The sequence below is a fragment of the Kitasatospora saccharophila genome (genome assembly GCF_039529925.1).
GTDB classification, from domain to species: domain Bacteria; phylum Actinomycetota; class Actinomycetes; order Streptomycetales; family Streptomycetaceae; genus Kitasatospora; species Kitasatospora saccharophila.
Window position 1 is genome coordinate 55,418 of the sequence record NZ_BAAANS010000026.1, and the last position, 22,432, is coordinate 77,849.

21 protein-coding genes are annotated in these 22,432 nt (G+C 72.4%); 3 read left to right on the forward strand and 18 right to left on the reverse strand.

Going from position 1 to position 22,432, the window contains the following annotated elements; genetic code table 11:
- Nucleotides 1–3 precede the first annotated feature (3 nt).
- From nuoH to ABD345_RS20060, 16 genes are all read right to left on the reverse strand, one after another.
- Nucleotides 4–1,338, reverse strand: a complete 1,335-nt coding sequence (nuoH, locus tag ABD345_RS19985) for an NADH-quinone oxidoreductase subunit NuoH (protein ID WP_344553714.1) — start codon at nucleotides 1,336–1,338, stop codon at nucleotides 4–6.
- Complete coding sequence (locus ABD345_RS19990; protein WP_344553715.1) at nucleotides 1,335–3,785, reverse strand: NADH-quinone oxidoreductase subunit G; 2,451 nt, start codon at nucleotides 3,783–3,785, stop codon at nucleotides 1,335–1,337. Before ABD345_RS19990 ends, nuoH begins: the two co-directional genes overlap by 4 nt.
- Entirely contained in the window at nucleotides 3,782–5,140 is a 1,359-nt protein-coding gene (gene nuoF, locus ABD345_RS19995; protein WP_344553716.1) for an NADH-quinone oxidoreductase subunit NuoF, read from the reverse strand. The genes ABD345_RS19990 and nuoF overlap by 4 nt, the downstream gene beginning before the upstream one ends.
- The gene (nuoE, locus tag ABD345_RS20000; RefSeq protein WP_344553780.1) at nucleotides 5,140–5,859 is read right to left on the reverse strand and encodes an NADH-quinone oxidoreductase subunit NuoE; all 720 of its coding nucleotides are present in this window, start codon (nucleotides 5,857–5,859) and stop codon (nucleotides 5,140–5,142) included. Before nuoE ends, nuoF begins: the two co-directional genes overlap by 1 nt.
- Before the next feature lie 17 nt (nucleotides 5,860–5,876).
- Nucleotides 5,877–7,205 (reverse strand): NADH-quinone oxidoreductase subunit D, encoded by a 1,329-nt coding sequence (locus ABD345_RS20005; protein WP_344553717.1) that lies wholly within the window; start codon nucleotides 7,203–7,205, stop codon nucleotides 5,877–5,879.
- A complete protein-coding gene (locus tag ABD345_RS20010) occupies nucleotides 7,205–7,915 on the reverse strand; it encodes an NADH-quinone oxidoreductase subunit C (RefSeq protein ID WP_344553718.1) in 711 nt (236 codons plus the stop codon). Before ABD345_RS20010 ends, ABD345_RS20005 begins: the two co-directional genes overlap by 1 nt.
- Complete coding sequence (locus tag ABD345_RS20015; RefSeq protein WP_344553719.1) at nucleotides 7,912–8,466, reverse strand: NuoB/complex I 20 kDa subunit family protein; 555 nt, start codon at nucleotides 8,464–8,466, stop codon at nucleotides 7,912–7,914. Before ABD345_RS20015 ends, ABD345_RS20010 begins: the two co-directional genes overlap by 4 nt.
- Nucleotides 8,467–8,543: 77 nt before the next feature.
- Nucleotides 8,544–8,903: an NADH-quinone oxidoreductase subunit A gene (locus tag ABD345_RS20020; protein WP_014137597.1), complete on the reverse strand. Its 360-nt coding sequence runs from the start codon at nucleotides 8,901–8,903 to the stop codon at nucleotides 8,544–8,546.
- Between the two features lie 425 nt (nucleotides 8,904–9,328).
- The gene (locus tag ABD345_RS20025) at nucleotides 9,329–10,240 is read right to left on the reverse strand and encodes a DMT family transporter (RefSeq protein WP_344553720.1); all 912 of its coding nucleotides are present in this window, start codon (nucleotides 10,238–10,240) and stop codon (nucleotides 9,329–9,331) included.
- Between the two features lie 136 nt (nucleotides 10,241–10,376).
- Nucleotides 10,377–11,654 (reverse strand): geranylgeranyl reductase family protein, encoded by a 1,278-nt coding sequence (locus ABD345_RS20030; protein ID WP_344553721.1) that lies wholly within the window; start codon nucleotides 11,652–11,654, stop codon nucleotides 10,377–10,379.
- Nucleotides 11,655–11,749: 95 nt separating this feature from the next.
- A complete protein-coding gene (locus tag ABD345_RS20035; RefSeq protein WP_344553722.1) occupies nucleotides 11,750–12,445 on the reverse strand; it encodes a demethylmenaquinone methyltransferase in 696 nt (231 codons plus the stop codon).
- Between the two features lie 44 nt (nucleotides 12,446–12,489).
- Nucleotides 12,490–12,984 carry a hypothetical protein gene (locus tag ABD345_RS20040; RefSeq protein ID WP_344553725.1) on the reverse strand — a complete coding sequence of 165 codons (495 nt, stop codon included), beginning with the start codon at nucleotides 12,982–12,984 and terminating at the stop codon, nucleotides 12,490–12,492.
- A 338-nt stretch (nucleotides 12,985–13,322) separates the two neighbouring features.
- Nucleotides 13,323–13,943 carry a hypothetical protein gene (locus tag ABD345_RS20045; RefSeq protein WP_344553726.1) on the reverse strand — a complete coding sequence of 207 codons (621 nt, stop codon included), beginning with the start codon at nucleotides 13,941–13,943 and terminating at the stop codon, nucleotides 13,323–13,325.
- A gap of 9 nt (nucleotides 13,944–13,952) precedes the next feature.
- Entirely contained in the window at nucleotides 13,953–15,161 is a 1,209-nt protein-coding gene (mqnC, locus tag ABD345_RS20050) for a cyclic dehypoxanthinyl futalosine synthase (protein ID WP_344553727.1), read from the reverse strand.
- An 89-nt stretch (nucleotides 15,162–15,250) separates the two neighbouring features.
- Nucleotides 15,251–16,894: a serine/threonine-protein kinase gene (locus ABD345_RS20055; RefSeq protein ID WP_344553728.1), complete on the reverse strand. Its 1,644-nt coding sequence runs from the start codon at nucleotides 16,892–16,894 to the stop codon at nucleotides 15,251–15,253.
- 102 nt (nucleotides 16,895–16,996) lie between these two features.
- Nucleotides 16,997–17,884: a menaquinone biosynthetic enzyme MqnA/MqnD family protein gene (locus ABD345_RS20060; RefSeq protein ID WP_344553729.1), complete on the reverse strand. Its 888-nt coding sequence runs from the start codon at nucleotides 17,882–17,884 to the stop codon at nucleotides 16,997–16,999.
- 354 nt (nucleotides 17,885–18,238) lie between these two features.
- On the opposite strand from ABD345_RS20060, the gene ABD345_RS20065 reads away from it, so the two are divergent.
- The 3 genes from ABD345_RS20065 to ABD345_RS20075 all read left to right on the forward strand — a co-directional run bounded on the left by ABD345_RS20065 (nucleotide 18,239) and on the right by ABD345_RS20075 (nucleotide 20,242).
- Nucleotides 18,239–18,442, forward strand: a complete 204-nt coding sequence (locus ABD345_RS20065) for a cold-shock protein (RefSeq protein WP_176189615.1) — start codon at nucleotides 18,239–18,241, stop codon at nucleotides 18,440–18,442.
- 247 nt (nucleotides 18,443–18,689) lie between these two features.
- Entirely contained in the window at nucleotides 18,690–19,700 is a 1,011-nt protein-coding gene (locus ABD345_RS20070; RefSeq protein WP_344553730.1) for a bile acid:sodium symporter family protein, read from the forward strand.
- A complete protein-coding gene (locus ABD345_RS20075; protein WP_344553731.1) occupies nucleotides 19,697–20,242 on the forward strand; it encodes a DUF1707 SHOCT-like domain-containing protein in 546 nt (181 codons plus the stop codon). Before ABD345_RS20070 ends, ABD345_RS20075 begins: the two co-directional genes overlap by 4 nt.
- A gap of 8 nt (nucleotides 20,243–20,250) precedes the next feature.
- Here ABD345_RS20075 and ABD345_RS20080 read toward each other — a convergent pair whose 3' ends face one another.
- Both ABD345_RS20080 and ABD345_RS20085 read right to left on the reverse strand, forming a co-directional pair.
- Nucleotides 20,251–20,811, reverse strand: a complete 561-nt coding sequence (locus ABD345_RS20080) for a Uma2 family endonuclease (protein WP_344553733.1) — start codon at nucleotides 20,809–20,811, stop codon at nucleotides 20,251–20,253.
- 125 nt (nucleotides 20,812–20,936) lie between these two features.
- Entirely contained in the window at nucleotides 20,937–22,268 is a 1,332-nt protein-coding gene (locus ABD345_RS20085; RefSeq protein WP_344553734.1) for a dicarboxylate/amino acid:cation symporter, read from the reverse strand.
- Between the last annotated feature and the right edge of the window lie 164 nt (nucleotides 22,269–22,432).

Sequence of the window (22,432 nt, forward strand, 5' to 3'; positions counted from 1 at the left end):
GGATCAGCTCCCTTCGGAATGGTCGGCCCCGTTGAGGGCGTCCTGGAGTTGCGGGGTCCGACGGCGGCGGCGCGGCACCGGCGGCAGTTCCTGCCCGGGCAGCGGCGGCACGGGGTAGCCGCCCGCCATCGGGTCGAACGCGGGCTCCGGCTCCGGAGCGGGCGCGGGCTTCTTCCGCAGCAGGTCGACCACCAGCGCGACCAGCAGCACCGCCGCCAGCGGCGCGCCCACGTACAGCACCACCTTGGCGAAGTCGTAGCCCTCGTTGCGCAGCGCCCGCACGGTGGCGACCATCACCAGCCACACCAGCGAGACCGGGATCAGGATCTTCCAGCCGAGCTTCATGAACTGGTCGTAGCGCAGCCGGGGCAGGGTGCCGCGCAGCCAGATGAAGAAGAACAGCAGCAGCTGGATCTTCAGCACGATCCACAGCATCGGCCACCAGCCGTGGTTCGCGCCCTCCCAGAAGGTGGAGATCGGCCACGGGGCGCGCCAGCCGCCCAGGAACAGCGTGGAGGCGACCGCCGAGACGGTGACCATGTTGACGTACTCGGCCAGCATGAACATCGCGAACTTCAGCGAGGAGTACTCGGTGTTGAAGCCGCCGACCAGCTCGCCCTCGGCCTCCGGGAGGTCGAACGGGGCCCGGTTGGTCTCGCCGACCATCGCGATGATGTAGACGATGAACGACACCGGCAGCAGCACCGCGAACCAGGTCGGCTGCTGCGAGGAGACGATCTCCGAGGTCGACATCGAGCCCGAGTAGATGAACACCGCCGCGAACGACAGGCCCATCGCGATCTCGTAGCTGATCATCTGCGCGGAGGAGCGGATGCCGCCCAGCAGCGGGTACGTCGAGCCGGACGACCAGCCCGCCAGCACGATGCCGTAGATGCCCACCGAGGCGGTGGCCAGGATGTACAGCAGCGCGATCGGCAGGTCGGTGAGCTGCAGCGGCGTCCGGGTGCCGAAGATCGACACCTGGTTGTCGGCCGGGCCGAACGGGATCACCGCGAACGACATGAACGCGGGGATCGCCGCGACGATCGGCGCCAGCACGTAGACCGCCTTGTCGGCGCCCTTGACCACCAGGTCTTCCTTCAGCGCCAGCTTCACGCCGTCGGCCAGCGACTGCAGCAGGCCCCACGGGCCGTGCCGGTTCGGGCCGATCCGCAGCTGCATCCAGGCGACCACCTTGCGCTCCCAGACGATGGCGATCAGCACCGTCAGGACCAGGAACGCGAAGCAGAACACCGCCTTCAGCAGCACCAGCCACCACGGGTCGCGGCCGAAGAAGCCGAGCGTGTCGGCGGCCGCCAGTGACGAGGAGAGGCTCATGATTCCTCCGCCGGGGCGATGGTGACCAGGTGGCCGACCGTGGTGCCGAGCGTGCGGTGCGCGCCGCCGTCCGGCGTCGAGTTGAGCGGCAGCCAGACCGTGCGGTCCGGCATCGCGTCGGTGACCTGCAGCGGCAGGGTCAGCGACCCGGCCGGGCCGGTGACCCGCAGCGCGCCGCCGGCCGGGTCCGCGCCGATCTCGGCGGCGGTGGCGGCGGACAGCCGGGCCACGGCGGCGTGCCGGGTGCCGGCCAGGTGCTCGTCGCCCTCCTGCAGGGAGCCGTTGTCCAGCAGCATCCGGTGCCCGGCCAGCACGGCCTGCCCGGTGGCCGGGCGGGGCAGCGCGGCGGGGTGGGCGGCGGGCACGGCCGGGCGGTCGCCCGTCCACGGGGCGAACCGGTCCAGCTCCAGCCGGGCCGCGCGGACGTCGGGCAGGCCGATCGGCCTCCCCAGCGCGTCCGCGACCATGTTCAGCACCCGGACGTCGGCGTGCAGGTGGCGCTGCATCAACTGGTCGGGCTTGAGCGCCGGTTCGAACATCCGGACCCGGCCCTCCCAGTCCAGGAAGGTGCCGGCCTTCTCGGCGACCGCCGCGACCGGCAGCACCACGTCGGCGCGCTCGGTGACCGCGGACGGGCGCAGCTCCAGCGAGAGCACGAACCCGACCCGGGCCAGCGCCTCGTCGGCGAGCGCCGGGTCCGGCAGGTCGTCCAGGCCGACGCCGCCGAGCACCAGCGCGTCCAGCTCGCCCGCCGCGGCGGCGGCCAGGATCTGTCCGGTGTCGCGGCCGGGGCGGGACGGCAGTTCGGCGACGCCCCAGTGCGCGGCGGCCTCGGCGCGGGCGGCGGACACCGCGACGGCCCTGCCGCCGGGCAGCAGCCCGGGCAGCGCGCCCGCCTCGACGGCGCCGCGCTCACCGGCCCGGCGCGGCACCCAGGCGAGCTTCGCCCCGGTGACGTGCGCCAGGCGCAGCGCGGCGGTCAGGCCGCCGGCGGTCTGCGCGAGCCGTTCGCCGACCAGCACCACGGCGCCCGGCGAGCGCAGCGCGTCGGCGCAGCGCCCGGCGTCGTCGGCGAGGACCTCCTCGCCGGCCAGCGCGCCGAGCCACTCGGTCTCGGTGCCGGGGGCGGCGGGCAGCAGCGCGCCGTGCAGCTTGGCCAGGCCGCGGGTGGCGTGCGAGGCGATCGAGAACACCCGCAGTCCGGCGGCCCGGTTGGCCTTGCGCAGCCGCAGGAAGACGATCGGCGCCTCCTCCTCGGCCTCCAGGCCGACCAGCAGCACGGCGGGCGCGGCTTCGAGGTCCCGGTAGGAGACGGCGTCCCCGTCCAGGTCGACCCCGTGTCCGGCGACCGCCGCCGCCAGGAAGTCGGCCTCCTCGTCGCTGTGCGGCCGGGAGCGGAAGTCGACGTCGTTGGTGCCGAGCGCGACGCGGGCGAACTTGCCGTAGCCGTACGCGTCCTCGACGGTGACCCGGCCGCCCGCGAGCACCGCGGCGCGCGCCCCGCGCAGCCCCTCGGCGGCCCGGGCCAGCGCCTCCGGCCAGGACGCGGCGACGAGTTCGCCGCCCTGCCGGACCATCGGGGTGGTGAACCGGTCGCGGCGCTGGGCGTAGCGGAACGCGAACCGGCCCTTGTCGCAGTTCCACTCCTCGTTGACCTCCGGCTCGTTGCCGGCCAGCCGCCGCAGCACCTTGCCGCGCCGGTGGTCGGTGCGCTGCCCGCAGCCGGCCGAGCAGTGCTCGCACACGGACGGGGAGGAGACCAGGTCGAACGGGCGGGAGCGGAACCGGTAGGCGGCGGAGGTGAGCGCGCCGACCGGGCAGATCTGGATGGTGTTGCCGGAGAAGTACGAGTCCAGCGGCTGGTCGACGCCGGTGCCGATCTGCTGCAGCGCGCCGCGCTCCACCAGGTCGATGAACGGGTCGCCGGCGATCTGCTGCGAGAAGCGGGTGCAGCGCGCGCACAGCACGCAGCGCTCGCGGTCCAGCAGCACCTGGGTGGAGAGCGGGACGGGCTTCTCGTACGTCCGCTTGACGCCCTCGAACCGGGAGTCGGTGTCGCCGGTGGACATCGCCTGGTTCTGCAGCGGGCACTCGCCGCCCTTGTCGCAGACCGGGCAGTCCAGCGGGTGGTTGATCAGCAGCAGTTCCATCACGCCGCGCTGCGCCTTCTCGGCGACCGGCGAGGAGACCTGGGTGCGCACCACCATGCCCTCGGCGACCGGGATGGTGCAGGAGGCGACCGGCTTGCGCTGCCCCTCGACCTCCACGATGCACTGGCGGCACGCCCCGGCGGGGTCGAGCAGCGGGTGGTCGCAGAAGCGCGGGACCTGGGTGCCGATCTGCTCGGCGGCGCGGATCACCAGCGTGCCCTTGGGGACGCTGACTTCGACGCCGTCGATGGTGAGCGTGACCAGCTCGGTCTGGGTGGAAGGCTCCGTGACCGTCACGCGTGCACCTCCCTCTCGGTGGCGGACTCGTGGACGGGGGACCGGCCGGCCCAGACGGTGGAGGCCGCCGGGTCGAACGGGCAGCGGTGTTCGTTGAGGTGCTGCTCGTACTCGGCGCGGAAGTGCTGCAGCGAGGAGACGATCGGGCTGGCCGCGCCGTCGCCCAGTGCGCAGAACGACTTGCCGTTGATGTTGTCGGCGATGTCGAGGAGCTTCTCCAGGTCCCCGGGGACGCCCTGCCCGGCCTCGATCCGCTTGAGCAGCTGGACCAGCCAGTAGGTGCCCTCGCGGCACGGGGTGCACTTGCCGCAGGACTCGTGGGCGTAGAACTCGGTCCACCGGGTGACGGCCCGCACCACGCAGGTGGTCTCGTCGAAGACCTGCAGCGCCTTGGTGCCGAGCATGGACCCGGCCGCGCCGACGCCCTCGTAGTCGAGCGGGACGTCGAGGTGCTCCTCGGTGAACATGGGGGTCGAGGAGCCGCCCGGGGTCCAGAACTTGAGCCGGTGCCCGGCCCGGATCCCGCCGGTGATCTCCAGCAGCTGGCGCAGCGTGATGCCGAGCGGCGCCTCGTACTGGCCGGGGTTGGTGACGTGCCCGGAGAGCGAGTAGAGCGTGAAGCCGGGCGACTTCTCGGTGCCCAGCGACTTGAACCAGTCCTTGCCGCGGGCCAGGATCGGCGGCACCGAGGCGATCGACTCGACGTTGTTGACCACGGTCGGACAGGCGTACAGGCCGGCGATCGCGGGGAACGGCGGGCGCAGCCGGGGCTGGCCGCGGCGGCCCTCCAGCGAGTCGAGCAGCGCGGTCTCCTCGCCGCAGATGTACGCGCCGGCGCCGGCGTGCACGGTGATGTCCAGGTTGATGCCGGAGCCCTGGATGTCCTTGCCGAGGTACCCGGCCGCGTACGCCTCGGCCACCGCGGCCTGCAGGCGGCGCAGCACCGGGACGACCTCGCCGCGCAGGTAGACGAAGGCGTGCTCGCAGCGGATCGCGTACGAGGCGATGACCATGCCCTCGATCAGCGCGTGGGGGTTGGCGAACAGCAGCGGGATGTCCTTGCAGGTGCCCGGCTCGGACTCGTCGGCGTTGACCACCAGGTAGTGCGGCTTGCCGTCGTTCTGCGGGATGAACTGCCACTTCATGCCGGTGGGGAAGCCGGCGCCGCCGCGGCCGCGCAGGCCCGCGTCCTTGACCAGGGCGATCACCTCGTCCGGGGCCATCGCGAGGGCGGCGGTCAGGCCGTCGTAGCCGCCGTGCCGGCGGTAGGTCTCCAGCGTCCAGGGGCGCTGGTCGTCCCAGGAGGCGGACAGGACCGGGGAGAGGAGCTTCTCGGCCGGTTCGGCAGAGGTCATCACGCTTCCGTCCCTTCGTGCCGCGGGGAGACCACCTTGGCGCCCGGGGTGCCGGGCAGCGCCTCGCCCTTGGCCAGCCGCAGGCCGGCCAGCGAGGGGGCGCCGCCCGCGCCGGACTCGTCGACGGCGCCGGGGCGCTCGTCGGCGAAGCCGGCCAGGATCCGGGAGGTCTCCTTGAACGAGCAGAGCTTGGCGCCGCGGGTGGGGCGGACCTCCTGGCCGGCGCGCAGCTGGTCGACCAACTGCTTGGCGCTCTGCGGGGTCTGGTTGTCGAAGAACTCCCAGTTGACCATCACCACGGGGGCGTAGTCGCAGGCCGCGTTGCACTCGATCCGCTCGATCGAGACCGAACCGTCCTCGGTGGTGCGGTTGTTGGCGATGCCGAGGTGCTCGGAGAGCTCGTCGAAGATCTGGTCGCCGCCGAGCACCGCGCACAGCGTGTTGGTGCACACGCCGACGTGGTACTCGCCGGCCGGGCGCCGCCGGTACATCGTGTAGAAGGTCGCGACGGCGGTGACCTCGGCGGTGGTGAGGTCCAACTGCTCGGCGCAGAACCGGATCCCGGTCGGGGTGACGCAGCCGTCCTCGGCCTGCACCAGGTGCAGCAGCGGCAGCAGGGCGGAGCGGGACTGCGGGTAGCGGTCGATCAACTCCCGTGCGTCGGCGGCGAGTCGGGCGGCCACCTCCGGCGGGTAGGGCTTGGCCGGCAGCGCCGGCAGGCCGAGTTCTGTGCTGCTCACCGGTCCACGCCTCCCATCACCGGGTCGATCCCGGCCACCGCCACGATCACGTCGGCCAGCGGGCCGCCCTCGCACATCGCGGCCATCGTCTGCAGGTTGGTGAAGGACGGGTCGCGGAAGTGCACCCGGTAGGGCCGGGTGCCGCCGTCGCTGACCACGTGCACGCCGAGTTCGCCCTTGGGCGACTCCACCGCGGCGTAGGCCTGGCCGACCGGGACCTTGAAGCCCTCGGTGACCAGCTTGAAGTGGTGGATCAGGGCCTCCATCGAGGTGCCCATGATCTTCCGGATGTGGTCCAGCGAGTTGCCCATGCCGTCGGGGCCGACGGCCAGTTGGGACGGCCAGGCGATCTTCTTGTCGGCCACCATGACCGGCCCGGGGGCCAGCCGCTCCAGGCACTGCTCGACGATCCGCAGCGACTGCCGCATCTCCTCCAGGCGGATCAGGAACCGCCCGTAGGAGTCCGCGGTGTCGGCCACCGCGACGTCGAAGTCGTAGGTCTCGTACCCGCAGTACGGGTCGGTCTTGCGCAGGTCGTGCGGCAGCCCGGTGGCCCGCAGGATCGGGCCGGTGGCGCCGAGCGCCAGGCAGCCGGGCAGGTCGAGGAAGCCGACGTCGACCAGCCGGGCCTTGAACACCGGGTTGTCGGTGGCCAGCTTGTCGTACTCGTGCATCCGCGAGCGCAGCAGGTTCACGCCCTCGCGGATCTTGTCGACCGCGCCGGGCGGCAGGTCCTGCGCGAGGCCGCCGGGGCGGACGTAGGCGTGGTTCATCCGCAGGCCGGTGACCAGCTCGAAGATGTCCAGCACCACCTCGCGGTCCCGGAAGCCGTAGATCATCAGGGTGGTGGAGCCGATCTCCATGCCGCCGGTGGCCAGCGCCACCAGGTGCGAGGAGATCCGGTTGAGCTCCATCATCAGCACCCGGATCACGGTGGCCCGCTCGGGCACGTCCGCGGTGATCCCGAGCAGCTTCTCCACGGCCAGGCAGTAGGCGGTCTCGTTGTACAGCGGGGTGAGGTAGTCCATCCGCGTCACGAACGTGGTGCCCTGCACCCAGTTGCGGAACTCCATGTTCTTCTCGATGCCGGTGTGCAGGTAGCCGATGCCGCAGCGGGCCTCGGTGACCGTCTCGCCGTCGATCTCCAGGATCAGCCGCAGCACGCCGTGGGTGGACGGGTGCTGCGGGCCCATGTTGACGATGATCCGCTCGTCGTCGGCGCCGGCCACCGCCTCGGCGACCTCGCCCCAGTCGCCGCCGGTGACGGTGAAGACCCGTCCCTCGGTGGTCTCCCGGGCGCCTGCTTCGTAGTGGGTGCTGCTCATCAGCTGTACGACCTCCGCTGGTCGGGAGCCGGGATCTGGGCGCCCTTGTACTCGACGGGGATGCCGCCGAGCGGGTAGTCCTTGCGCTGCGGGTGTCCCAGCCAGTCGTCCGGCATCATGATCCGGGTGAGCGCCGGGTGGCCCTCGAAGACCAGGCCGAAGAAGTCGTAGGTCTCCCGCTCGTGCCAGTCGTTGGTCGGGTAGACGCTCACCACGGACGGGATCCGCGGGTCGGCGTCGGGCGCGGTGACCTCCAGCCGGATCAGCCGGGTGTGGGTGATCGAGCGCAGGTGGTAGACCGCGTGCAGCTCCCGGCCCTTGTCCTGCGGGTAGTGCACGCCGCTGACGCCCAGGCACAGTTCGAACCGCAGCGCCGGGTCGTCGCGCAGGATCCGCACCGCCCTGAGCAGGTGCGCGCGGTCGAGGTGGAAGGTCAGCTCGCCGCGGTCGACCACCGTCTTCTCGATGACGTCGGCCACGTCGAGGCCCTGCTCCTCCAGCGCGCCCTCGAACTCGTCGGCCACCTCGTCGAACCAGCCGCCGTACGGGCGCTCGCTGGCGCCGGGCAGCACGATCGGCGCGGTCAGGCCGCCGAAGCCGGAGGTGTCGCCGGTGCCGCGGGCGCCGAACATGCCCTGTCGGGCGCCGACCACCTCGACCGGGATCTCCCGCCGGGTCGCGGGCACTTCGGGCCCCTGCTCCTCGCTCATCGCAGCAGCCCCCGCATCTCGCTGATCGGGGTGGCCTGCAGCGCGAAGCGCTCGGCCTCCTCCTCGGCCCGGCGGCGGTTCACGCCGAGCTTCTCGTGCTGGATCTTGTCGTGCAGCTTGACGATCGCGTCCAGCAGCATCTCCGGGCGGGGCGGGCAACCCGGCAGGTAGATGTCCACCGGGACGATGTGGTCGACGCCCTGGACGATCGCGTAGTTGTTGAACATGCCGCCGGACGAGGCGCACACGCCCATCGAGATGACCCACTTCGGGTTCGGCATCTGGTCGTAGACCTGCCGCAGCACCGGCGCCATCTTCTGGCTGACCCGGCCGGCCACGATCATCAGGTCGGCCTGCCGGGGCGAACCGCGGAAGACCTCCATGCCGAACCGGGCCAGGTCGTAGCGGCCCGCGCCGGTGGTCATCATCTCGATCGCGCAGCAGGCCAGTCCGAAGGTCGCCGGGAAGACCGAAGCCTTCCGCACCCAGCCCGCGGCGGCCTCCACGCTGGTGAGCAGAAAGCCGCTCGGCAGCTTCTCCTCGATACCCATCAGTTCCCTCTCAATGCCTTCGAGTCCGGTGGCTTGTCCGCCCGTTCACAAACGCCGCGCCCGGCGGCGGCCGGTGGTCAGTCCCACTCCAGGCCGCCGCGGCGCCAGACGTAGGCGTAGGCGACGAACACGGTGGCGATGAACAGGAGCATCTCGACCAGCCCGAAGATCCCCAGGGCGTCGAAGCTGACCGCCCAGGGGTAGAGGAAGACGATCTCGATGTCGAAGACGATGAAGAGCATCGCCGTCAGGTAGTACTTGATCGGGAACCGACCGCCGCCCACCGGCTGCGGGGTCGGTTCGATGCCGCACTCGTACGCCTCCAACTTGGCCCGGTTGTAGCGCTTCGGGCCGGTGAGCGAGGCCATCACGACGGAGCCGACCGCGAACGCCGCCGCGATGGCACCGAGTACGAGGATCGGCGCGTAGGCATTCATAGCCCCCGCTCCCTCCGTCCAGTCGTCCTTGACTGCAGATCGGAACCACCAGGTCACCAAGGGTGAAATGATGATCCACTTCGTGGGATCCGGCTCCATGTGAGGCAGTTCACAAAGCCAGGTTGGAGCGCATCCTATGCCTGTCCGCTTGTGATCTGCGACACGCAGTTCCCGATGATCTTTGTGATCTTCGCCACCCGACGAAGCCCATCGAAAGCGGATCGATCACCACTGTTCGACCCAGTGCGGGCAATTGGCCACGTACAGTCGCAATCCAGTGCGAAACGGCCGCCGTTCGGCCACGCCCTATATCAATTCTGCGGCGGTCCAGGCAAATTTCGGAGTGATCCGGTTTGCGTGATAGTGGATCTCACCCGCCAGGTGGACCCGGCGGGGCGGCAGCTTGACCCTTCGTTCACAAGCCCTCAGGCGGCCGCCGGGAACCGCGGCGCCCGCCGCCGGCCCCACTCGGTGCCCGCCAGCACCGCCACCGCCCCCAGCAGCGCGAGCACCCCCGGCCGGTCCCCCGCCAGCAGCACCCCGCACAGCGCCGCCCACAGCGGCTCGGTGCCCAGCAGCAGGCTCACCCGGGACGGCGAGGTGGCCCGCACCGCCCACAGCTGCACGAAGAACGCGAACAGCGTGCACAGCAGCGACAGGTACAGCAGCAAGCCCCAGCGCGCCGCGTCGAAGGACCCCGCCACGCTCAGCGGGGACGGCCCGGCCAGCGGCGCCGCCAGCACGAACACCAGCGTGGCGAACGCCAGTTGGACCCAGGTCAGGGCCAGCGCGTCCACCCCGCGCACCGACCGCAGCCGGGCCGTCGCCAACACGTTCACCGTCCGCGCCACCGCCGCCCCCAGCACCAGCAGGTCACCCGCCGAGGGCGCCCGCAGCCCGCCGTCCCCGGTCAGCAGCGCCACCCCCAGCACCGACAGCCCCGCCGCCGCCAGGAACGCCCCCGAGGGCGCCGAGCGCCGCAGCGCCGCCTCCGCGAGCGGCGTGAACACCATCGTCAGGCTGATCACCAACCCCGCGTTGGTCGCCGAGGTGTGCACCGCCCCGTACGTCTCCAGCAGGAACACCGCCCCCAGCACCAGCCCCAGCACCGCCCCGCCGCCCCACTGCGCCGCCGACAGCCCCCGCAGCCGCCGCCACGCCACCACCCCCAGCACCGGCAGCACCAGCCCGAACCGCAGCGCCAGCACCGCCACCACCGTCTCCGGCTCGGCGACCCGCTTCACCACCAGGAAGCTCGACCCCCACACCACCGCCACCGCCACCAACGGCAGGTCCCGCACCACCTGCGGACGCGCACCAACGGACAGAACAGCCACAGCAGGGCTCCCGGAAGGACTCGACGGGGCCCGTGCGGCATCGGACGGGTACGGGGAGCCGCCACTCTCCCGCACCCGAAAGGCGGCGGGCAAGCGCTTTCCGCGCTCGCCCGCCGCCGTCCCGGAGCCCGTGCCGTCAGGCGCGCGGCGCCACCTTGGTCAGGCCGTTGATGATCCGGTCCGCGACGTCGCCGCCGCTCGGGTCGGTCAGGTTGGCGAGCAGCTTGAGGACGAACTTCATCAGCACGGGGTGGGTCAGGCCGCGCTCGGCGGCGATCCGCATCACCTTGTCGTTGCCGATCAGCTTCACGAACGCCCGGCCCAGCGTGTAGTAGCCGCCGTAGGTGTCCTTGAGCAGCTGCGGGTAGCGGGCCAGCGCGCGCTCCCGGCCCTCGGGGGTGATCCGGGCCATCGCCTGGACGATGACGCCCGCCGCGAGCTGGCCGGATTCCATCGCATAGGCGATGCCCTCGCCGTTGAACGGGTTGACCATGCCGCCCGCGTCGCCGACCAGCAGCAGGCCCCGGGTGTAGTGCGGCTGCCGGTTGAAGGCCATCGGCAGCGCGGCGCCGCGGATCGGCTCGGTCATGTTCTCCGGCGTGTAGCCCCACTCCTCGGGCATGCTGGCGCACCAGCTCTTCAGCACCTCGCGCCAGTTCAGGTCGCCGAAGGCGGGCGAGGAGTTGAGGATGCCGAGGCCGACGTTGGAGGTGCCGTCGCCCATGCCGAAGATCCAGCCGTAGCCGGGCAGCAGCTTCTTCTGCCCGCCGCGGGTGTCCCACAGCTCCAGCCAGGACTCCAGGTAGTCGTCGTCGTGCCGGGGCGAGGTGAAGTACGTCCGGTACGCGACGCCCATCGGCCGGGACTCGATCCGGTGCAGGCCCATGGCCAGCGACAGCCGGGTCGAGTTGCCGTCCGCGGCCACCACCAGCGGCGCCCGGAACTCGACCTCGCGCTTGTCCGGCCCCAGCTTGGCGGTGACGCCGGTGATCCGCCCGGTGCGGTCCTGCACCGGCCCGCTGACGTTGCAGTTCTCGTACAGCCGGGCGCCGGCCTTCTGCGCCTGCCGGGCCAGCAGTTCGTCGAAGTCGGCGCGCTTGCGCACCAGCCCGTAGTCGGGGAACGCCGCCAGGTCCGGCCAGTCCAGCTCCAGCCGGACGCCGCCGCCGATGATCCGCAGGCCCTTGTTGCGCAGCCAGCCCTCGGCGGACACGTCGATGCCCATGTCGACCAACTGCTTGACGGCGCGCGGGGTCAGGCCGTCCCCGCACACCTTCTCGCGCGGGAACTCGGACTTCTCCAGCAGCAGCACGTCCAGGCCCGCCTGGGCCAGCCAGTACGCGGTGCTGGCACCGGCCGGACCGGCGCCGACGACGATGACGTCGGCGGTGGACTCCACGGCGGTCTCGGTCATACGGGGCTCTCTCCTGAGCGCGTCGGGGGCACGGGGATCGGGGCCGACTCCCCGTCAACGCCTTTCCGGCGGACGGGGTGCCGAACCACCGCAGTCTACGGCGCCTTGAAGCCGCGGTGGAGAGCGACGATGCCGCCGGTCAGGTTGCGCCACGCCACCTTCGTCCAGCCCGCCCGCTGCAGCTCGGCGGCCAGCGCGGGCTGGTCCGGCCAGGCCCGGATCGACTCCGCGAGGTACACGTACGCCTCCGGGTTGGAGGACACCTTGGTCGCCACCGGCGGCAGCGCCCGCATCAGGTACTCGGTGTACACCGTCCGGAACGGCGTCCAGGTCGGCGTGGAGAACTCGCAGATCACCAACTTCCCGCCGGGCTTGGTCACCCGCAGCATCTCCCGCATCGCCACCTCGTGCTCCTGCACGTTGCGCAGCGCGAACGAGATCGTCACGGCGTCGAACGACTCGTCCGCGAACGGCAGCCGGGTCGCGTCGCCCGCGGTCAGCGCCAGCTCGGGGTGCCGGCCCTTGCCCTCGGTCAGCATCCCGATCGAGAAGTCGCACGGCACCACGTCGGCGCCGGCCTCCAGGAACGGCAGCGAGGACGTCCCGGTGCCCGCACCGAGGTCCAGGATCCGCTGTCCCGCGACGGCCCCCACCGCGTCGGCCACCGCCCGGCGCCACAGCCGGGCCTGGCCCAGCGAGAGCACGTCATTGGTGCGGTCGTACTTGGCCGCGACGTCGTCGAACATGGCGGCGACGTCCTGCGGCTGCTTGTCCAGATGGGCTCGGGTCACGCCCCCATTGTTCACCTTGCGACCCGGACGACCGTCACCAGGGCTCACCGCAGGGCGCGGCGGCCCCCCTTGCGGCGGCGCCGGGAGCGCTTCCCCTGGGTCAGCGCGGGCATCCCCTCCGCCGCGAACGCCACCGTGAAACCGGCCCGCGCCCGCTCCGCCCCCGCCCGGCCCCGCTGGATCCGCCACAGGCACAGCCCGCACAGCAGCACCGCCACCGGCACGCTCAGCTGCGCCAGGCCGACGCCCGACGGCTGCGGGTACGTCTTCCCGCACACCCGCACCGCGGACGGGTCGTCCGCCGCGTGCTCCAGGCAGATCGGGTCCCCCGCCCGGACCCCCGCCGGCAGCCACAGGTCCGCCGCCGTCAGCCGCCGCCCGTCCACCGGGTACGCGACCTGGCTGTACGTCCCGCTCCCGCCCGGCAGTTGAGTGACCGTCCCCTCCACCCGCACCGGATGCGCGTCGATCCGGTCCGCCTGGTCGGCCTGCCGCCACCCGAGCAGGCACATCGCCACCGCCACCACCGCGCTCAACACGGCCCCGACGTACCACCCCCGAGCCGGTCGGCTCCGGGGACGTTCGGGGGTCGCGGCTCGCATGCGTCCTGTTCCTGGCTCGGGGGGAGGTCTGAACCGGGATGCTAGCCGCAAAGACCTCTCCGGGTCACGGTGAGTCAGAAAGCGAAGGACGGCGGGACGCGCATTCAGGGGCTCGGGGAACGGCGAGTCGATGCTGCTGACGGCCGGAGCCCATCGAAGGTCCGTGCTGCTGCGTGTCTTCAAGAGAACCAGGAGCCGATGCGCGCTCCGGCAGTGCACCGTCAGCAGACCCGGCCTCGCCGTTCCCCGAGCCCCTGAACGCACGGCCCCTGCTTTCACCTGCTCCGGTACAGCAGCCGCCCGTCCAGCACCGTCGCGAGGCACCTCGTCCCGCCCCCGGCCAGCTCCTCCGCCGTTCCGGCCGCGAACACGGCGAAGTCCGCCGCCCCGCCGACCGTCAGCGGCCGGTGCAGGGCGGCCTCCAGGGTGCCCCCCGCGCGCGGGTCGAGCGGGTCGAGGGGGCCGGGGCCGGTGTCCGGGCCGGGGAGGTGGCGCAGGCCGGAGCGGGTGACGGCGGTCCGGACGGGGGTGCGGTGGAGCGGGCCCGCCAGGGCCGTCGTGCCGTGGGCGAGGAGCCGTTGCAGTCCGCGCCGGGCGCTGCCGCCGCGCTGTTCGTCCGTCAGGTCGCCGTCGGGCAGCAGCGGCCGGTCGCCGCGCTCCTCCCGGGGGTCGGGGTGGTAGGCGGTCTCCAGCAGCCACGCCGCGTGCCGGTTGAGCAGCCCGGGCACCAGCAGCCCGGGCCACTCCCGGATCCGGGCCGGGCCGCCCGCCAGTTCGTCGAAGGGGCCGATCGCGGTGACGGTGGCGCCGTCGACCAGCACCGCCCCGTCCTCGACCGTCCCGGTGCCGGCCCCGGTGCCGGTGTGCAGCAGCCGGGCCCGGTGCAGGGTGAGCACGCCGGGGCGTCAGTTCGTCGCGAGGATGGTCAACTCGGGGTGCGCGGTGCCGCCCTCGATCGCGGTGGAGGCGATGTGCGAGGCGACCCGCGGGTCGACCGGGTCGTTGGCCGGGTCGTCGAGGACGCGCAGGTGCTGGTAGGTGGTGGAGCGCTGGGCGGGCACCCGGCCGGCGGTGCGGATCAGGTGGATGAGTTCGTGCAGGTTGGAGCGGTGCTTGGCGCCGGCCGCCGAGACGACGTTCTCCTCCAGCATGACCGAGCCGAGGTCGTCCGCGCCGTAGTGCAGGGAGAGCTGGCCGGCCTCCTTGCCGGTGGTGAGCCAGGAGCCCTGGATGTGGGCGACGTTGTCGAGGAAGAGCCGGGCGATGGCGATCATCCGCAGGTACTCGAAGACCGTGGCCTGGGTCGAGCCCTTCAGGTGGTTGTTCTGCGGCTGGTAGGTGTAGGGGATGAACGCCCGGAAGCCGCCGGTGCGGTCCTGCACGTCGCGGATCATCCGCAGGTGCTCGATCCGTTCGGCGTTGGTCTCGCCGGTGCCCATCAGCATGGTGGAGGTGGACTCGACGCCGAGGCGGTGCGCGGTCTCCATGATCTCCAGCCAGCGCTCGCCGGACTCCTTCAGCGGGGCGATCGCCTTGCGCGGCCGCTCCGGCAGCAGTTCGGCGCCGGCGCCCGCGAACGAGTCGAGGCCCGCGGCGTGGATCCGGGTGATCGCCTCCTCGATCGACACGCCGGAGATCCTCGCCATGTGCTCGACCTCGGAGGCGCCCAGCGAGTGGATCACCAGCTGCGGGAACTCGGCCTTGATCGCGGCGAAGTTGGTCTCGTAGTACTCGACGCCGTAGTCGGGGTGGTGCCCGCCCTGGAACATGATCTGGGTCCCGCCGAGCTCGACGGTCTCCGCGCAGCGCCGCAGGACCTCGTCGAGCTCCCGCGACCAGCCCTTCTCGCTCTTCGGCGGCACGTAGAAGGCGCAGAACTTGCACGCCGTCACGCAGACGTTGGTGTAGTTGATGTTCCGCTCGATGATGTACGTCGCGATGTGCTCGACGCCCGCGTACCGCCGCCGGCGCACCGCGTCGGCGGCCGACCCGAGCGCGTGCAGCGGCGCCGACCGGTACAGCTGCAGGGCCTCTTCGGCGGTGATCCGGCCGCCCTCGGCCGCGCGGTCCAGCACGGCCTGCAACTGGGTGGCGGAAAGGTTCTGCTCGGACACCTGGCGGGCCTGCTCTCTTCATCGGAGGGACGACCGGTTCAGCCTACGCCAGCACATTTCGGCCCCACCGCAGGCCCGTTCCGCGCCGCCTACTGCTTGACCAGGTCGCCTTCCGGGTCGGAGCCGAGCGCCGCCCCGGAGACCGCCACGTGCAGGCCGCCGCCGCTGAGCAGGGTGTACGTCTGCTTCTCGGGGACGCCGGTGCAGGCGCTGTCGGTGCCGTCGGGGCGCTCCTGGAGCAGGGCCTTGCCGTCCTGCACCGAGAGCAGGGTGAGCACGCCGCGGCAGACGGTGGTGCTGAGCTGGGAGGCGTTGCTGGTGCGTCCGACCTCCTCGCCGACCTTCCCGGCGGTGAAGGTCACGGTGAAGGTCGACGCCAGCGGGACGAGCCTGGTGGTGATGTTCCCTTTGAAGGTGCCCAGGAACGCCTCGGGCAGCGCCGTCCCGTCGCCCTTCACCGGCGTCCCCGTCCCGCTCGGGCCGGGGCTCCCGCTCGGGCTCCGGCTCGCGCTCGCGCCCGCCCCGGCACTCGCCCCGGCGCTCGGGTCCGGGCTCGGCGCCCCGGTGACCGCGTCCTGCCCCGGTGAGGGTGAGGGTGAGGGCGTGGCGCTCGGTCCGGGGCCGGCCTGCGCCCAGGGCAGGTTGCCGGTGGCCGCCAGCCCGCCGTAGAGCGCGGCGGCCAGCGCCAGCACTCCGGCGGCGGCCACCGCCCACCGCCGTCCCGCGGGCCGCTCCGGCCGTCCCGGGGGCCGTTCCCGCCGTTCCGGCCGTTCCCGCCGCGGCCCGCCGTCCAGCACCGTCGGCATCCGGTCGGTGACGACGGCGCGGCTCGGCCCGCTGTCGCCCTCCAGGTCGAGGAGTTCGACGGCGGCGCGGCCGACCGCGGCGGCCAGCGGGCCGGGCAGCCAGCCCTCGGGGCCGGCCGCGGCGGCGGGGGCGAGCCGGGCGCGCAGTTCGGCGGGGGTGGGGCGGCGGGCCGGGTCCTTGGCAAGGCAGGCGGTGACGGCTTCGCGCAGTTCGCCGTCCAGGCCGTCGAGCGCGGGTTCCTCGTGCAGGACGCGGTAGAGCAGGACGGCGGCGCTGACGCCCTCGCCGAACGGGGCGGTGCCGGTCGCGGCGAAGGCCAGCAGCGCGCCGAGCGAGAAGACGTCGCCGGCCGGTCCGGCGGGCGAGCCGGCGGCCTGCTCGGGCGACATGAAGCCGGGCGAGCCGACCACGTAGCCGCTGTGGGTGAGGGTGGCGGCGGCGTCCAGCGCGCGGGCCACGCCGAAGTCGATCAGCCGGGGGCCGTCCAGGGCGAGCAGCACGTTGGACGGTTTGACGTCCCGGTGGACCAGGCCGAGGGCGTGCACCTGTTCCAGGGCCTCGGCGAGCCGGGCGCCGAGCGCGTGCACGGAGGGGACGGGGAGCGGCCCGGCGGTGCGGACGGCCTCGCCGAGCGAGGGGCCGGCCACGTAGCCGGTGGCGACCCAGGGGCGGGGGCCCTCGGTGTCGGCGTCCAGCACGGGGGCGGTCCAGCGGCCGCCGACCCGCCGGGCAGCGGACACCTCCTGGCGGAACCTGGCCCGGAACTCGGGGTCGTCGGCCAGTTCGGGGCGCACCACCTTGACCGCGACGGTCCGCCCGCCCGCGGTCCGGCCCAGGTAGACCCGTCCCATCCCGCCGGCGCCGAGCCGCCGCAGCAGCCGGTAGTCGCCGATCACCGACGGGTCGTCAGCCGTCAGCAGTTCCATGACCGTCCCCCTCGTCCGCCGTCCAGCACCCGCCGGCCGCTCCGATCATCCCAGGGCGGCCGCCGGGCGGGAACGCCCGAGTCCGGAAGGGGACCGGACGGGTCAGACCACCGCGGGCGCGGCCTCCAGCAGCCGGATCGGCACGTCGGGGGCGAAGCCGCTGTCGTGCGCGACCCGGCGGGCGAACTCGGCGATGCCGGCCAGCTGGCGGCCGCCGAGCGAGAAGTCGAGCGCCTCGGAGAAGTAGGTCTCCAGCAGCGGGGCGTCGAACTCCTCCCAGCGGGCGGCCTGCGCGGCGACCTTCCCGGCCTCGGCCAGCGAGAGGTCGCGGGACTCCAGGAAGGCCCGGTGGACGGCGGCGGTCAGCGCGGGCTGCCGCTCGGCGTACTCGCGGCGGGCGGCCCAGACGGCGAAGACGAACGGCAGTCCGGTCCACTCCTTCCACATCGCGCCGAGGTCGTGCACGGCCAGCCCCTGCCGGGGGGCCTGCTCCAGCGAGGCGCGCAGCGCGGGGTCGCCGATCAGGACGGCGGCGTCGGCCTCGGCGAGCATCGCGTCCAGGTCGGGCGGGCAGGAGAAGTACTCGGGGCGGACCCCTTCGCGCTCCTCCAGCAGCAGCCGGGCGAGGCGCACCGAGGTGCGGCTGGTCGAGCCGAGGGCGACCCGGCGGCCGTCCAGGTCGGCCAGCGGGACCTTGCTGACGATCACGCAGGACATCACCGGGCCGTCGCTGCCGACCGCGATGTCGGGGAGCACCACCAGTTCGGACGCGTTGCGCAGGTACTCCACGCAGGTGATCGGGCCGACGTCGAGCTCGCCGGCCACCAGCCGGTCGCTGAGCTTCTCCGGGGTGTCCTTGCTGAGGTCGAGGTCGAGCAGGTTCCCGGTGCGCGCGAGGCCCCAGTAGAGGGGAAGACAGTTGAGGAACTGAATATGGCCGACCCTCGGCCGGACCGCGCTCTCCGGCCGTCCGCCGTCGCTACTGCTCACCGTGTGCTCCCTTGCCGTTGGTGCTCTCCCGGCAGGGTATGCCCGCTGATTGGGACGGTCCGCATCCGGTGTCCGACACACCGTCCGACACCGTTGTTCACCCCTGGTCGGGGCAGCCACCGCGTGCTACCGTTCCCCTCAGTTGCAGTTTGATTCCCCTTGCAGTACTTGGAGCCTGCGGAGCATGTAACCGCAGGCTTTTTGTAATTTTTCAGCAGTATCAGGCGTCAATTGAGCATTGATTGAAGCACTGTGCGAAAAACTCCGGACTCGTCCGGAGGCGGGGCGATCAGCGCAGCGGACCCGGGCGCCACAAGGTGTGGCGTCCATAACGTCCCTCGCAAGGAGAACGGTATGGCGACCGGAACCGTCAAGTGGTTCAACGCCGAAAAGGGCTTCGGCTTCATCGCCCAGGAGGGCGGCGGCCCCGACGTCTTCGTCCACTACTCCGCCATCAACGCGACCGGTTTCCGCTCGCTGGAGGAGAACCAGGCGGTCAGCTTCGACGTCACCCAGGGCCCGAAGGGCCCGCAGGCGGAGAACGTCACCCCCGTCTGAGGCGCGATCTCCATTTGATCGCTCACGGCCCCTCGGGTCCGTACGAGTAGCAGTTCCCAAGGAGGCCCGCCACGGCGGGCCTCCTGCCTTTTCCCCGCGCATTCCCGATTACCGCCGCTACCGCCGCATTCCCCCGGTTGCGCCCGCATTTCCCCCGGCTGCCCGTTGCCGCCGGTTACCGCCCGTTGCCGCCCGTTTCCGACACCCCGCCGCCGGAGCCCGGGCCGCGCCGGGAGAGGATCGATGCATGCACCGCCTCCGATCCGCCCGCCGCGCCCTCGACCGCTCCCTCGGCCGGATCGGCATCGACACCTACCTCCTGCTGCTGCTCGGCACCGTCCTGCTGGCCACCCTGCTGCCCGCCCGGGGCGCCGCCGCCACCGCCGTCACCGACGCGGTCTCGCTCGCCGTCGCCCTGCTGTTCTTCCTGTACGGCGCCCGGCTCTCCCCGCAGGAGGCGCTCGCCGGGGCCCGGCACTGGCGGCTGCACCTGCTGATCCTCGGCTGCACCTTCGTGCTGTTCCCGCTGCTCGGCGAGGCCACCCGGCTGCTGCCGGACTCGGTGCTGCCGCCGCAGCTGTTCACCGGCGTGCTGTTCCTGACCCTGCTGCCGTCCACCGTGCAGTCCTCGATCGCGTTCACCTCGGTCGCGGGCGGCAACGTCGCGGCGGCGATCTGCGCGGCGACCTTCTCCAGCCTGCTGGGCATCGTGCTCACCCCGCTGCTGGCCACCTGGCTGCTGTCCGGCGCCTCCGGCGTCGGGGTGGACGGCGGCCAGGTGCTCGACATCGTGCTGCAGTTGCTCGTCCCGTTCGCCCTCGGCCAGCTGCTGCGCCGCCGGGTCGGCCCGTGGATCGCCCGGCACAAGCTGGTCACCATGCTGGTCGACCGCGGCTCGATCCTGTTGATCGTCTACAGCGCCTTCGGCGAGGGCGTCCGCGAGGGCATCTGGAGCCGGGTCACCGCCGGCCAGCTGCTCTGGCTGGCCGTGATCTCGCTCGCCCTGCTGTTCACCGTGCTCGGCTTCACCCGCCTCGCCTCCCGCCGACTGGGCTTCTCCCGCGCGGACGGCATCACCATCCAGTTCTGCGGCTCCAAGAAGTCGCTGGCCAACGGCCTCCCGCTGGCCACCATCCTGTTCCCCGCCTCCGCCGTCGGCCTGACCGTCCTCCCGCTGATGCTCTTCCACCAGCTCCAGCTGATGGTCTGCACCGTCCTCGCCCAGCGCTGGTCCCGCGCGACTACGCTGCCCGGGTGACCTCACTCCCTGACGGCCCGCGGACCCGGGTCGGCGCCGCGGACCGCGACAGCGCCGTCGAACGCCTGCAACTCGCCTACGCCGAGGAGCGGATCAGCCAGGACGAACTCGACCAGCGGGTCCACGCGGCCCTGACCGCGACCGTCCGCGCCGAGCTCGACGCCGTCCTGCACGACCTGCCCGCGCGGGCCCCGGACGCCGCCGTCACCCTGACCGCCGTGAGCGGCCGCCTGGTCCGCCGCGGCCCCTGGCGCGTCCCCCGCGTCCTGAAGGTCTCCTCCACCTTCGGCAAGGTCCACCTCGACCTGAGCGCCGCGGTCATCGACCACCCCGTCGTGGACATCGAGCTGGGCCTCGGCTTCGGCCGCGCCACCATCACCGTCCCGCCCGGCGCCACCGTCGACCTCGACGGCCTCCAGCAATCCTGGAAGACCGTCCGCTACCGCCCCCCGCGCACCCCCGCCGCCACCCCCGGCCCCACCGTCCGGATCACCGGCACCCCGGGCTTCGGCCGCCTCAAGATCCGCCACGCCCGCCGCTGAGCCCTGCCTCAGAACCGGGAGGTGTCCACCCGCAGCCCGAACGGCTCCGGCAGCTCGACCGGCTCCCCGAACGGCAGCGGCCCGATCGCCCGGGTGTACCCGAGCGCGCCCGGCTCGGAGAACAGCGTGCAGGCCCGGTCCTGGCGGTCGATCAGCAGGTAGAGCGGCGCCCCGTACTCGGCGTACCGGCGCCGCTTCACCACCCGGTCGGTGTCCGCGTTCGAATCGGACGTCACCTCGACCACCAGCAGCGTCTGATCGGGCAGCAGGGCGGCGCTGCCCTTGGCCAGCGCCTCGGGCACGACCGCGACGTCAGGGATGTACCAGTTGCTCGACCCCGGCAGATCCAAGTCCCCCGCACCCATCACACAGTCGAGCTCAAAGACCCTGGCCGTCAGTTGGCGGCGTAGGTGACTGGCGATCGACTCGTGGTCCCACCCCGGCGACATCGGCTCGATGACCCCTTCCACGATCTGGACACGGTCCCCGGCATGGTGCTGGATCGCGTACTTCAGGGCCTGCTCCGGATCGACGGCGTCGTACGGCCGCTCGCTGGGCAGCGCGCTCATCGGCCCCTCCTTCGTCGCTCCCACGCTACCGACCGCCCCGGGCGGCCCCAAGCGAACTCACTCCAACGGGCGAAGGCCCGCACCCTCCCGAGGTGCGGGCCTTCGTGTCTGCGGAGCGGGCCGGGTCAGGCGGTGACGGGCTCCGACGCGGTCTGGGCCGGGACGGTGACCGGGCGGTCCTCGGCGAGGAGGTCACCGGTGGGGTTGTTGTAGGCGACGAGGTCGAGGGTCTTCTCGCGGGCGGAGACCAGGATCGGGACGACGACCTGACCGGCCACGTTGGTGGCGGTGCGCATCATGTCGAGGATCGGGTCGATCGCCAGCAGCAGGCCGACGCCCTCCAGCGGGAGGCCCAGGGTGGAGAGGGTCAGGGTGAGCATCACGATCGCGCCGGTGAGGCCGGCGGTGGCCGCGGAGCCGATCACCGAGACGAAGGCGATCAGCAGGTAGTCCTTGATGCCGAGGTCGATGCCGTACACCTGGGCGACGAAGATCGCGGCGAGCGACGGGTAGATCGCGGCGCAGCCGTCCATCTTGGTGGTCGCGCCGAACGGGACGGCGAACGAGGCGTACTCGGACGGGACGCCGAGGCGCTCGGTGACGCGGCGGGTGACCGGCAGGGTGCCGACCGAGGAGCGGGAGACGAAGGCGAGCTGGATCGCGGGCCAGGCGCCCTTGAAGAAGTTCAGCGGGTTGAGGCCGGCCACGAAGCGCAGCAGCAGCGAGTAGACGCCGAACAGGACGATCGCGCAGCCGACGTAGACGTCGGCGGTCAGCGTGGAGAAGGGCTTGAGCAGGTCCCAGCCGTACTCGGCGACGGACTTGCCGATCAGGCCGAGGGTGCCGAGCGGGGCGAGCCGGATGACCCACCACAGGGCGGTCTGGACGAGTTCGAGGACGCTCTCGGAGAGCTGGCGGACCGGGGCGGCCTTGTCGCCGAGCTTGAGCAGGGCCGCGCCGACGACCACGCCGAGGAAGACGATCTGGAGGACGTTCACCTTCAGGAAGGCGTCGGCGATGTTGGTCGGGATGATGCCGGTCAGGAAGTCGACCCAGCTGCCGCCCTTGGCGACGCCCTTGACGCCCTCGGTGGAGATGTTCGCGCCCTTGCCGGGGTCGGTGAGCAGGCCGAGGCCGAGGCCGACGGCGACCGCGATCAGCGAGGTGGCGAGGAACCAGAACAGGGTGCGGGCGGCCAGCCGGGCGGCGTTGGTGACGTTCCGCAGGTTGGCGACCGAGACGATGATCGCGGTGAAGACCAGCGGCGGGACGGCCAGCTTGAGCAGCTGGACGAAGGTCTTGCCGATGGTGTCCAGGGTGGTCTTCAGCCAGGACACGTCGCCGGACCGGGCGATCCAGCCGAGCAGCAGGCCGAGGACGAGGCCGCCGACGATCTGGACCCAGAAGGGGGTGCGGCGGAGGCGTCCCAGCAGGGTGGGCGCGGGCGCGGTGGACATGGGTGTGCGTCTCCGGGGGGGGGGTGGTGGAGCAGGCGGGGGGTGGGAGGGGCGGAGGCGGCGGCACGGCGGACGCGGGGACCGGGCGGGGAGACCCGGGGCCAACACTCGGGGTGTCGGTGCGTCAGGAGCGGCGTGCCGCCCGCATACAGCCGCCGGAGCGA